The organism is Proteobacteria bacterium CG1_02_64_396 (assembly GCA_001872725.1).
Taxonomy (GTDB): Bacteria; Pseudomonadota; MNWR01; order CG1-02-64-396; family CG1-02-64-396; genus CG1-02-64-396.
Genome location: MNWR01000081.1, coordinates 40,303 through 52,742 on the forward strand (window position 1 = coordinate 40,303; position 12,440 = coordinate 52,742).

At 63.9% G+C, this 12,440-nt stretch carries 8 protein-coding genes and 1 other annotated feature; of the genes, 6 read left to right on the forward strand and 2 right to left on the reverse strand.

The genetic code is table 11. From position 1 onward, the window contains the following. Positions 1-78 precede the first annotated feature (78 nt). The 3 genes from AUJ55_09610 to AUJ55_09620 are packed head-to-tail and all read left to right on the forward strand — an operon-like array spanning position 79 to position 3,912. Positions 79-1,455, forward strand: coding sequence for a glutamate--tRNA ligase (locus AUJ55_09610; protein OIO55959.1), 1,377 nt, complete (start codon positions 79-81; stop codon positions 1,453-1,455). Between the two features lie 5 nt (positions 1,456-1,460). Beyond that, the gene (locus tag AUJ55_09615; protein ID OIO55908.1) at positions 1,461-2,621 is read left to right on the forward strand and encodes a hypothetical protein; all 1,161 of its coding nucleotides are present in this window, start codon (positions 1,461-1,463) and stop codon (positions 2,619-2,621) included. After that, on the forward strand, positions 2,602-3,912 hold the full coding sequence (locus tag AUJ55_09620) for a hypothetical protein (protein ID OIO55909.1): 1,311 nt from the start codon (positions 2,602-2,604) through the stop codon (positions 3,910-3,912). The genes AUJ55_09615 and AUJ55_09620 overlap by 20 nt, the downstream gene beginning before the upstream one ends. A 27-nt stretch (positions 3,913-3,939) precedes the next feature. Here AUJ55_09620 and AUJ55_09625 read toward each other — a convergent pair whose 3' ends face one another. Continuing rightward, positions 3,940-7,332, reverse strand: a complete 3,393-nt coding sequence (locus tag AUJ55_09625) for a hypothetical protein (GenBank protein OIO55910.1) — start codon at positions 7,330-7,332, stop codon at positions 3,940-3,942. A 220-nt stretch (positions 7,333-7,552) separates the two neighbouring features. Between AUJ55_09625 and AUJ55_09630 the strand changes: the two genes are divergently transcribed. The 3 genes from AUJ55_09630 (at position 7,553) to AUJ55_09640 (ending at position 11,600) form a co-directional block, all read left to right on the forward strand. Beyond that, positions 7,553-8,725, forward strand: coding sequence for a methionine adenosyltransferase (locus AUJ55_09630; GenBank protein ID OIO55911.1), 1,173 nt, complete (start codon positions 7,553-7,555; stop codon positions 8,723-8,725). Positions 8,726-8,743: 18 nt separating this feature from the next. Then, positions 8,744-8,828: a binding site (S-adenosyl-L-homocysteine riboswitch), on the forward strand. A 15-nt stretch (positions 8,829-8,843) separates the two neighbouring features. Further along, on the forward strand, positions 8,844-10,247 hold the full coding sequence (locus AUJ55_09635) for an adenosylhomocysteinase (protein OIO55912.1): 1,404 nt from the start codon (positions 8,844-8,846) through the stop codon (positions 10,245-10,247). 231 nt (positions 10,248-10,478) lie between these two features. After that, positions 10,479-11,600, forward strand: coding sequence for a hypothetical protein (locus tag AUJ55_09640; protein ID OIO55913.1), 1,122 nt, complete (start codon positions 10,479-10,481; stop codon positions 11,598-11,600). Positions 11,601-11,816: 216 nt separating this feature from the next. Here the strand turns inward: AUJ55_09640 and AUJ55_09645 are convergent, their stop codons facing one another. After that, positions 11,817-12,437, reverse strand: a complete 621-nt coding sequence (locus AUJ55_09645) for a hypothetical protein (protein OIO55914.1) — start codon at positions 12,435-12,437, stop codon at positions 11,817-11,819. Positions 12,438-12,440 lie beyond the last annotated feature (3 nt).

A 12,440-nucleotide genomic window follows, 5' to 3' on the forward strand; every position in this document is an offset into this window, starting at 1 on the left:
TATTTTTGTACCCCGTTGCTTTGAGAGGCTCCCTTGTCCGCACCCGTCCGCACCCGCTTCGCCCCTTCCCCTACCGGCATGTTGCACATCGGCGGGGTCCGCACCGCGCTGTTCAATCTGCTGTTTGCCCGCCGTCACGGGGGGCAATTCCTGTTGCGCATCGAGGATACCGACCGGGAACGCTCCACCCCCGAGGCGGTGCAGGTGATTTTGGATGGTTTGAACTGGATGGATCTCAACCCCGACGAGGAGCCGCTGTTCCAGTCGACCCGGATTGAGCGCCATCGCGCCGCCGCCGAGGGTTTGCTGGCGGAGGGCCGGGCCTATCGCTGCTACTGCACACCCCAGGAGCTGACCGCAATGCGGGAGGCGCAGCAGGCCAAGGGGGAAAAACCTCGCTACGACGGTCGTTGTCGCCATCGCAGCGATGCCCCTCAAGGGGCCCCCTATGTGGTGCGCTTGGCCAATCCCACCGAGGGGGAGACGGTGGTCGACGATCTGGTTCAGGGGCGGGTGGTGTTCGCCAATACCGAGCTCGACGATCTGATTCTGTTGCGCTCCGACGGTAGCCCGACCTACATGCTGGCGGTGGTGGTCGACGATGCCGATATGGGGATTACCCACGTTATTCGGGGCGACGACCACCTCAACAACACCCCCCGGCAGATGCAGATCTACCGGGCTCTTGGCCTGGAACCCCCTCAATTCGGGCATATTTCACTGATCCACGGCGCCGACGGCGCCAAGCTTTCGAAGCGTCACGGGGCGGTGGCCGCGACTCAGTACCGGCAGGAGGGGTACCTGCCCGAGGCGCTGGTCAACTATCTGGTGCGGCTGGGTTGGTCCCATGGCGATCAAGAGATCTTCTCGCGCCAAGAGTTAGAGGCGCTGTTCGATTTGGATCACGTCGGTAAATCGGCCTCCTCTTTCAATCCCGAAAAGTTGCTTTGGCTCAACGCCCACTATCTGCGTGAACGCGATCCCGAGACCCTGATTGAGCCGTTGTGGGAGCAGCTGGCCCTTTTGGGTCAGGATGTCGGGGATCGTCCCCGCGCTTGGTGGGGCGCCTTGATTCGCGAACTGCAACCCCGCAGCGAAACCCTGCGTCAGGTTGCCGAGGGGGTGCTCCCTTTCCTCGCACAGGGTATCGAGATCGATCCGGCGGCCCAGGCCAAACATCTCAAGGGGGATGCGGCGCCGGTGCTGTCGGCGCTGATCGCGGGGCTTTCAGCCCTAACCGTGTGGGAGCGCGAGGCGATTGGCGGTGTGTTTCACGGGGTGGCCGAGCGACTGGGGGTGAAGATGGGCAAAATCGCCCAGCCGGCCCGGGTTGCGGTGACCGGTCGAACCGTCTCCCCCGGTATTTACGAAACCCTGGAGTTGATGGGGCGGCAGACGACGCTCCAACGGATGCAGGCGGCGGTCGATACAGTCACCGAAGAACAGGGGGTTTAACAGGCTTGTCCCCATTTTGGATCTTCTATTTTGGCTTCGTGATTCCGGCGGTGCTGATGCTCCTGGCGGTGCATCAGCTGTTCGTTTGGCTGCGCAAGCAAAAACATAAAGAGGAACACCTGCCCGGTGCGGCGGTTTCGCTCATGACTGTCATGGGCAACGGTTTGGCCAGCGCCGAAAAAGAACGGGCCGAGGCGCGCCGCCTGGCGGGGCAGATGCTGGAACGTTTTCCCGATCCCCTGGTGCTTTTGAACGAAGCGGGGGCGGTGGTGCTCAGCAATCCCCCCGCCGAACCCTACCTTGACCGTTCGACCCCCTCCCATCCCCACTTGCCCTCGATCTACCGCGATGGGGAGGGGGTGCGGGAGCAAACCTTCCCCAGCCACGACGGCCAGGGGGAGCGCATTCTCGAAATCCGCGAAGAACATCTCAGCCTGCCCAACGAGACGCGGTTGATCTGGGTGCAAATCCGCGATGTCACCCAGCTCCGTCTTGAGGAGCGCCGCCGCCAAGATATGGCGCGGTTGGCCGCCATGGGATCGGGTGTTTCCCTGGTGGCCCACGAGGTGCGCAACGCCCTGCAATCGCTGCAAATGTTGATCGCCAGCGAAGGCAAGGGGTGTACCGCGTTACAAGAGGCGCTTCAGGTTGAGATCGACGATTTGGTTGGGCATATGAACGGTATGCTCGATTTTGCCCGCCCCCTGCCCATTGAACGTCGCCCCCTCGATTTGCCCATCCTCCTGACCGAGATCGTCGCCCCCTATCGCGAGGTCGCGCCGCAGTTGCAGGTAGATATTCCCGATGGGGAATCCTGCACCGCGGTGGGGGACGGCGCTTGGCTGCGTCGGGCACTGCGCAACCTGATCGACAACGCCCTGCAAGCGGGGGGGGAGGGGGTACCCTTGATCCTGTCGGTACGACGCGAGCCGGGGTATTGGTGGTTTGTGGTCGAGGATGGGGGGCCAGGATTGCCCCAACTGGTGCAAGACAATCCTTTCGCCCCTTTTGCGACCGCCCGTCCCGGTGGGACCGGCCTGGGGCTGGCCTTGGTGCATAAGGTGGCGCTGGCCCATGGGGGGCAGGCCCGGCTTTGCCAAGCCGAGCGGGGCGCTTGCATCGAATTCTCGATTCCGGATACGGGTCATGCGCGTTCTGCTGTTTGAAGACACCCCCGCGTTGCGGACTCGGATGGCCCAGGCGATGCGCGACTGGGGCTGGAAGGTACGCTCGTACGAAAACCTAGGGGAGGCCGACTTTCGCGATAGTCCCGACGCGGTGGTCACCGACCGTTTTCTGCTCGACGGCGATGCGGTAGCGGCGATCCCCAAATGGCGGGCCAAGGGGTTTGAGGGGCCGATTGTGATGATGACCGGTCAGGCCGACATCGAGGCGGCGGTGGCGGCGATGCGGGCCGGAGCCGACGACTTCGTGGCCAAACCGGTCGCCCCCGAGGAGATCCGCCAGCGGGTCGAGAGTTTGCTGGGCGCAAGGCAGTCGGGGAGCGAGAAGCAGGAGAGCAAGAGAACTGAGGAGGGGGTCTGGGAGGCGCCGCTGGCCAAGATGGCCTATCAGCAGCTCTGCCAGTTGGCTCCACTGCCTGTTCCGGTACTGCTGCAAGGGCCGACCGGCAGCGGAAAAGAGGTCGCCTCCCGGATTTTGCACCAACGCAGCGGACGCAACGGCCCTCTGGTGGCCATCAACTGCGCCGCAATGCCCGAAGCGTTGTTGGAATCGGAGCTTTTTGGCCACCGTAAGGGGGCCTTCACCGGCGCCGAGCGCGATTCGATTGGGCTGATCGGCGAGGCGGCGGGGGGGACGCTACTGCTCGATGAGATCGGCGAGATGCCGCTGGCGCTACAAGCCAAACTGCTGCGGGTGTTGGAGGACGGTACCTACCGCCCGGTGGGTGGGGGCGGGGAGCGGCAGGCCGACGTGCGCTGGGTGCTGGCGACCCACCGAGATTTGCAAGAGGGGGCGGTTGAGGGGCGCTTCCGGCAAGATCTTTACTTTCGCATCGCCTCGTTCCCGGTGCGTCTTCCCCCCCTACGCGACCGGCTGGTCGACCTGCCCATTCTGGCCCGCCATCTGTTGCAGCAGGCGGCCCAGCGTTTTGCCCGCCCCGCCCCCCCCCTTGAGGAGGGGGTGCTGGCCGCCCTGAACCACTACGACTGGCCCGGCAATGTGCGCGAACTGCGCAACGTCATGGAGCGCTTGGTCGTCATGACCCCCCCCAACACCGCACCCGATCCCGTGATGCTGGGGATCCCCCTGCCCGATCCCCGTTCCCCCGCCATCCGGGTGGGTGGACTCAAGGCGGCCGAGCAGGAGGCGGAGCGCCAAGCGATTCAGGCGGCCCTTGATCGGGCCGGTGGCAACAAAGCCGAGGCGGCCCGAGTTCTCGGCATCGGCTACAAAACCCTCTTCAATAAGATGAAGCAGTTGGGGATGCGCTAAAGTCCTCAGCGGCCTGATTTTCCCCTCTCAACCTTCCCCCTGAGTGCCCGCCTCTTGATCGCCCGGCGGTACCGGCGCGATGTAGCCGATCAGTAGCAGCAAAACCCCCACCCCGATGAACGAAACAATTCGCGCCACCGTGCCGGTATTGGCCATGTCGACCACAAAAAGCTTAAGGACCACCATCCCGAGCAGCGTGGCGCCAACGCTCCATTGCCAGCGGATGGCCCGACGGGTGGCGAAGAGCATCAAAGCCAGGGCGCTGACGCTCCACAGCAGCGACAGCGCCGATTGCACCAGGATCGAGTGCCACAAGGGTTGAAAAGCAAAGGGGATGTCGCCCCAGTGATGGACGCTGCGCACCACCACCGCGTTGAGCCAACCAAACCCGAGCACCGCCACAACCATCGCCCCATGGGGCCAAGGGGTCTCATCTTGCTGCGGCATGGCCCGCCACCAAGCCAGCAGGGCGGCAAGGATCGCCACTTGGGTTAGATCCAACGGGTTGAGCAGCGGCAGATAGGGCAAGGGGGAGGGATCGCCGGGGTGGTTGATCCAGCTCGACAGACTCCAGAGCAGTCCAAGGATGGCCCAGAGAAGGGGGGCATGAACCTGATAGGTGGTGTGATGGCGGTTGAGCGGCCAGGGGAGCCAACGACGCAGTAAAGCGGGCAGGGCGATCCCCAAGGCCAGCGGCATCCCCCATCCGGCTCCTTGCCAACCGTCGCCCCAACCGGTCCGCTCGATCTGCCAGTGCCATTCCCAGGCGATCAGCACCAGGGCGACGGTATAGCCGGTCAGGTGCCGCAACGGGGTTTGCCATGCCGTCTCTTCACGTTCTTGGCGTAGGGCCACGTCGTACAGACTGACCAGGGCGAGCAGCCAGCCCCCCCAGCTCCAGGCGCTGCCAGGGTGGCCGCCGCCTGCGGCCATATCCACCAGACCCCAAGCTAGGATCGGGAGCAACAGCAGGGTGGCGCGGCGCAGCGAGGGCCACGACAGGATTTGCCCCCCCCTCTCGAACAACCAGGTCGCCACGGCGATCCCCCCCACCAAGGCGCCGGGACGCGCCTCGGGGCTCAACCATTGGCTACACAGGCCATACCAGGCGCTCACCCCCACCGCCAGCGACCACATCAATGCGGCATCGGCCAGGGGCGCTTTGGCTGTATCCCCTTGCTCGCGCAGTCGGAAGCGCAGGTAGGCGGCAACCCATCCCAGCGCGCTCCACCCCAGTGCCCACCCCTCGTGAACATGGGTCAGACACCACAGCGCCTCCCAACTGGCCAGTACCACCATGGCCAGCCAGCCGATGGCGCCGCGCAAATCCAAAAATCCCTCCTCAGCAAGGTCGTGTTGGCGATGCAAGATCCAAAAGTGGATCGCCAACGCCACAGGCCAGACCACCCACCCCCCCCAATCCAGGGGGTGGGTGTCGCCGACCACCGCCACCCGAATGGCGCCCAAGAGGGTCAACAACACCACGAGGGTGTGCAGATGGGTGGTCCGGCGCAGTCCCGCCCAATCGAGACGCTGGGCCAGCCACTGGCTGGCTGCGAAGAGCAGACTACTCCAGGCCAGCGTGGCGGCAGGGAGGTAGTCGTGGGGGAGGATCCCCTGCCAAATCAGATGGAGCCCGCCGAGCAACCACCAGGCTGCGGCCCAGAAGCTGGTCGAGGTCGAAAGGATGTCGGGGGGGGCAAAATCGGAGTCGAGCTGGTCGCGGTAGCGGTGGTAGAGCCAACCGGTGAGCCAACCGGCCAGGGCAATAAAGCTGCAACCGAGGATGAAATCGTTGAAGAAGGGGTTGGATTCGTCGTAGCTGCCATGCAGGTGCAGAAAATAACCCGCAGCCCCCCCTTGCAGGAGCATGCCGAAGCCTCTGGCCAGGGGGCGGTTTTGCCGGATCCCGAGCCAAACCACCCCCGCCCCCTCCAGCGTCCATAGGGCGAAGGTGGGGTAGCCCTCGAAGGCGAAATAGAAGGCCAGGGTGGTGAAGGCGATGGCTAGGGCCAGCTCGCTTTCGGCCAGCAGCCGCAGCGTTTCGCGGCGCAGCAGCGCCAGCCCCAACCCCAGGTAGAGCAGTGCGGCTCCCGCCGCGCTCCAGGCCAGGGGACGCCCCTCCATCCCCTGTACCAATCCCGCTTGCAGAGCCGCCACCGCCAAAGGGGTGCCGAACACCAACAGGCCGTCGACCCACCCCTTGAGCTCGGGAGGCTGACGCTGGGCAAACAGGATCGGAATGGCCAGATAGATGGCAAAATAGCCGATCAGGAACGGCTCCACGGTGGCAAAGTGTTCGGGACGGTACGAAAACCACCCCCAGGTCAGCGCCACGACGAAGGTGAAGAAAAAGCCGACCAGATTCAGCGCCCGCCACGACTTGAACCAGCTGACCCCCAGAATGACCAGATTGAGCAGGGTGTAATACGAGAAAAGCAGGATGTGGGTGCCGCTGCCGGTAGCGGCCAGGATCGGGGCTAGGAAGGCGCCGATCAGCCCTAGGACCGCCAGGGAGGGGGCATCCTGACGCACCGCGAGCACCAGGGTGACCACCCCCAACGCCATGAATAGAGCAAAGGCGGCGGTGGGGCCGATCAGGATGAAGGTTTTCAGGGCGAAGTAGACATCGAGGTAAGCCAGCCCCACCCCGCCCCCTTGCAGAATCAACCCGTACAGCCGACGCCCCGCCAGCATCCGGGCTCCCCCCACCCACATGCCGACCGCAACAACCCCCACTCCGAGCAGGCGGCTCCAGGGGGGGAGGACGGCGTGGTCATAGGCGTACTTGAGCAGGAAGCCGACCCCGAAAAAGAGGATCACCACCCCCAACTTGGCCACCAGGTTTTCGCTGAGCCAGCGCGCCCAAACCGACGTCCAGCTTTCGGTGGGGGGTGTCGGCGGTTTCTGTTGGAAGGACGGGGGCGGGGTGGGGGTGCGCTCCTGCGGTTTGGGTGCGGTTGCGACCGGCGAAGGGGCGACCGGCGAAGGGGCGACCGGCGAAGGGGCGGGGCGGGGATCCGCCTGGCGGATGCGCGGATCGCTCGCCATGGCGGCGGTTTGCCGAGCCGGGGTTGAAGCAGTGGTACGGGGCGGCAGGGTGGAGGAGGGCGCCGCCGCCCCCCCCTCCTCTTCGACCTTGAGTCCCAAACGGGCCCGCTCCAGCCGTTCGATCCGTTTGTGGGCCTGTTCCAGCGCCCATTCCAGATGGGTCACCCGTTCCTCAAGGGTGGAGGGGGTCGATGTCGGCGAAGTGGCAAGAGGCCAGGAAACCGGGGTTGACGGAGTCTTTTCGTCCTCCCGGCCAGGGTCGAGCAAATAGGCGATGACCCATCCCAGGAAAGCCCCGAGCAGGAGCCCAACGAGGCCCGCGACCAATAGCCCCAGTACACCACCACCCAGCGTCCACCCGATCTTCATGATCGACTCCTTGAAATTGTCTTGAGGCCGAAGCAGCCGCCCCCGCGATCTTGGGGGGTGACCTGATTCGGGGCAATGCAATGGCAGCACTCGTCACCGGCCCTTACCAAAGGGGATGCTCTTGGCTAGAATCCCGCCCCTTTTGTGCATTAGGCCCGGGGTCTCGACTTCGGACGATTAGCCTCGCCGCGACATACATTTATCTTTGGAGTGGACATCCATGAGCCAGGGTAACTTCCTCTTTACCTCCGAATCGGTTACCGAAGGCCACCCCGACAAGGTTGCCGACCGAATCTCCGATTCGATTCTGGACGCCATTCTTGCCCAAGATCCCTACGGGCGGGTCGCCTGCGAAACCCTGGTGACCACGGGTCTGGTGGTGGTGGCCGGTGAGATCACCACCAAGGCCAACATCGATTATCCCGCCATCGCCCGCCAGGCAGTGAAGGAGATCGGCTACAACTCTTCGGCCATGGGGTTCGATTGGGAGTCGTGCGGGGTGTTGGTCACGATCGATAAACAGTCGCCCGACATTGCCCAGGGGGTGAACGAGGGGCAGGGGCTCGATCCCGACATGGGGGCGGGCGACCAGGGGTTGATGTTCGGTTATGCCAGCAACGAGACCGAAACCCTGATGCCGGCGCCGATCTATTACGCCCACCGTCTAGCCGAGCGGCAGGCGCGGGTCCGTCACGATGGCACCGTCCCCTTCTTCCGTCCCGACGCCAAAACTCAGGTCACCTTCCGCTACGAAAACCACAAGCCGGTGGCGATCGACACCATCGTCGTCTCGACCCAGCACACCCCCGAGGCGACCCACGCCCAGGTCAAAGAGGCGGTGATGGAAGAGGTCGTCAAACCGGTGCTGGGCGAAACCGGCTTTTTGCACGCCGATACCGAGTACTACATCAACCCGACCGGGCGGTTTGTTATCGGCGGCCCCGTGGGCGACTGCGGCGTCACCGGTCGTAAGATCATCGTCGATACCTACGGCGGGTTCGGCCACCACGGCGGCGGCGCCTTCTCGGGCAAGGATCCCACCAAGGTCGACCGCTCGGCCTGCTACATGGCCCGTTATGTGGCCAAAAACATCGTCGCCGCCGGGCTGGCCGACCGCTGCGAGGTTCAGGTCGCCTACGCCATCGGGGTCGCCAAGCCGCTGTCGGTCATGGTCAACACCTTCGGCACCGGCAAGATCGACGAAGCCCGTCTTGCTCAGATCGTGCGCGAGGAGTTCGACCTGCGTCCCAAGGGGCTGATCATGGCGCTCGATCTGCTGCGCCCGATCTACAGGCAGACCTCCTCCTATGGACACTTCGGCCGCGAGCTGGCCGATTTCACCTGGGAAAAAACCGACCGGATCGCCTCGCTGCGCAGCCGGGCCGGACTCTGATCCACGTTTGAGATTTTCCCCGGCGAGGGGCGTTGCGACGGCGGGATCTCCCGCTGCCAGGCTCGCCGGGGACCCATCCTTGTTGCAACGGCGCCCGCCAACCGAAGAGGAGCATGCCATGAGTGCTGCCCATCAAGACTTCAAGGTGGCGGACCTGTCGCTTGCCGATTGGGGCCGCAAAGAGATCCGCATCGCCGAGACCGAGATGCCCGGTCTGATGGCGATCCGGGCCAAGTACGCCGCCGAACAGCCCCTAAAAGGGGCCCGCATCGCCGGCTCCCTGCACATGACCATCCAGACCGCCGTGTTGATCGAGACCCTGGTGGCTCTGGGAGCGCAGGTGCGCTGGGCGTCGTGCAACATCTTCTCGACCCAGGATCACGCCGCCGCCGCCATTGCCGACCAGGGCATTGCGGTGTTTGCCTACAAGGGGGAGACCCTTGAGGAGTACTGGGACTACACCCACCGCATCCTGGCGTGGGGCGACGGCGGCACCCCCAACATGATTCTGGACGACGGCGGCGACGCCACCCTGCTGGTAGTGCTCGGATCCAAGGCCGAGAACGACCCCTCGGTGATCGCCAACCCCACCAGCGAGGAAGAGGAGTTCCTCTTCGCCGCCATCAAGGCCAAGCTGGCCGAAGATCCCACCTTCTATTCACGCATCAAGGGCAACATTCAGGGTGTGACCGAGGAGACCACCACCGGCGTCCATCGTCTGTATCAGATGGCGGCCCGGGGCGATCTCCCCTTCCCGGCGATCAACGTCAACGACTCGGTCACCAAATCGAAATTCGACAACCTCTACGGCTGCCGCGAATCGCTGCTGGATGGCATCAAGCGGGCCACCGACGTGATGATCGCCGGTAAAATTTGCGTGGTGCTCGGCTACGGCGACGTCGGCAAGGGGTGTGCCCAGGCCTTCCGCGGCATGGGGGCGACCACCTGGGTGACCGAGATCGATCCGATCTGCGCCCTGCAGGCGGCGATGGAGGGGTACCGGGTCGTGACCATGGATGAAGCCGCGGCGCTGGGCGACATCTTCGTCACCACCACCGGCAATTACCACGTCATCACCCACGACCACATGGCGGCGATGAAGGATCAGGCGATCGTCTGCAACATCGGCCACTTCGACAACGAGATCGACGTTGCCAGCCTGAATAAGTATGAGTGGGAGAACATCAAACCCCAGGTCGACCACATCATCTTCCCCGACGGCAAGCGGATCATCCTGCTGGCCGAGGGGCGTTTGGTGAACCTGGGCTGCGCCACCGGCCACCCCAGCTTCGTGATGTCGAACTCGTTTGCCAACCAAACCCTGGCCCAGATCGAGCTCTTCACCAAGGGCGACCAGTACAGCAACCAGGTCTACACCCTGCCCAAGGCGCTCGACGAAGAGGTCGCCCGCCTGCATTTGGCCAAGGTGGGGGCCAAGTTGACCGTCTTGACCGAGGAGCAGGCCAAGTACATCGACGTGCCGGTGGAGGGGCCCTACAAGAGCGATCATTACCGGTATTGAGCCTAAGCCCGGTGATGATGTCGCCATTAAGGGCGGGTCTTCGGACCCGCCCTTTTGTTGTCGGCTGAGGGTCTGCTTCTCCGGGTTGGTAAGGTAGATGTTGTTGTAGGGTGGATAAGCGCAGCGCATCCACCTTTTCCCTATATGGCTGCCCACCCCTGTTTTGGTGAATGCACCGTGTTGATCCACCCTATGCCAAACCACGTTCCGCCATCTTTTTTAGGGGGTTTCATGAACTGCCGCCAATTGCGCGACGACACCGTCCCCGAATCGATTCCGGCCTCCTCCCGAGCTATGGAGGTCATGCGGCAAACCGTCTCCCTGATCCACCGCCTTTCGACCCTGCCCGAATACCGCAGCGAGATTGAGCCACTGCTGCCCGAGGTGGCTCGATTCGATCCCGGACACCACTCGGCGATGATGGGGTACGACTTCCACCTCGACGCAGACGACCCCGAGGGGGGGATGCCGACCCTGATTGAGGTCAACACCAACGCCGGCGGCATGCTCTACCTCAGCCGCTGCCTCCCCCCAGAAGGGTGGCGCGACGGACCGGTGGCGGCGATGTTCGAGCAAGAATGGGATTTATGGCGGCGGGGCCGGGGGGGGGTGTCCGGGCGTCCCGGCCTGATCGCCATCGTCGACGAGGCCCCCGAGGGGCAGTTTCTCTACCCCGAGATGCGACTGTTTCAAGCGATGTTCGAGGCGGCGGGGATTGCGACACTGATCCTGGCACCCGAGGCAATCCAAGGGGGGGCAGGGGGGCTGATCGCCCCCGACGGACGGCTTATCGACCTGATTTACAACCGTCATACCGATTTCTATTTAGAGGAGCCGGTGATGGCGGCGATCCGGACCGCCTACCTGAATGGAGAGGTCTGCCTGACCCCAAATCCCCGAACCTATGGTTTGATCGGCGACAAGGGTCGGTTTGCTGTGTGGCGGCAAGAGGGGTTCTTGGAGGGGCTGGGCTTTACAGAGGAGGAGGGGGCGCAGCTGCGCGGGGTGATCCCCGAAACCCGATTGCTCGACGAGAGTGATCCCGAGTGGGTCTGGCAAAACCGCAACCGCTTGGTCTTCAAACCGGCGGCCCGCTTTGGCAGTCGGGGGGTCTACATGGGGCGTTCGATCTCCCGCAAAAAACTCGAAAGCCTGAGTGGTCAGAACTACTTGGCCCAACGGCTGGCCCCCCCCCACCGAGTGGCGCCTCTGAACGGGGGGGACCCCTTCAAGGCCGATGTGCGACTGGTGGCCTATCAAGACCAAGTGCTGGCGACCATGGGAAGGTTGTATCGGGGGCAGGTGACTGGATTCGGGCAGGGGGGAGGGTTCGTCTGGGTTCAGGCGTTGTAACCCCCCACAGGGTGGTCCCACCCGATGGAGCCCGGATTTTTCATCAATATTGTTCTGCCCTGGCTTGTTTCTCGCCTCAAGGCGCCTACTTATTGGTGTCCGCACTGGGGATTTTGCAAAAACAGTCCGTATGAACGACGACGCTCCGTTTTTGCAAAATCCCCAGTGCGAACAAGCTCCTACGCGATCATCGGGCAAATTGATGAAAAATCCGGGTTAGATCGTGGTAATGCCGACCTCTGCGTCGGCCCTGGCGGTGACCTCGTTGAGTGCCGCCGCCACCCTGGCTTTGGCCTGCTCTTTTGAAAGCCCCCCGAGATCGACCGGATCCCCCCAAACAAAGACCCCGCGACCGAAGGGGAGCGGCAGGAAGTGACGATCCCAAGAGCGCAACTGGCGAAAGCGACTGGTGGCGAAGGCGAAGGGGACAATCGGTAACTTGTAGCGTTGGGCAATCTCGACCGCCCCCTGGGCCACGGAGCGACGTGGACCGCGAGGGCCGTCGGGGGTGATCCCGAGGGAAACCCCCTCTTGAGCCGAACGCAGCAACCCTCGAATCGCCCCGGCAGACCCCTTGCTCCCCGACCCTCTAATCGCCTCGATGCCGAAACGGTGGAAAAAGGTCGAGACGATCTCGCCATCGCGGCTGTTGCTGATGACGCAGTGGGTGGGGCGGCGCGGTGCGAAAAGGGGGAACAGGCTCAACCGCTCGTGCCAAGCGACGATGACAACCTGACCTTCGGGAGGGGCGCCGAGTATCCGCCAGCGCACGGTGTGGCGAATCAGCCAGACATACAGGGCGATTAGCCGGGCTGTGGTGCCGGGTGATAGGGTCATGGA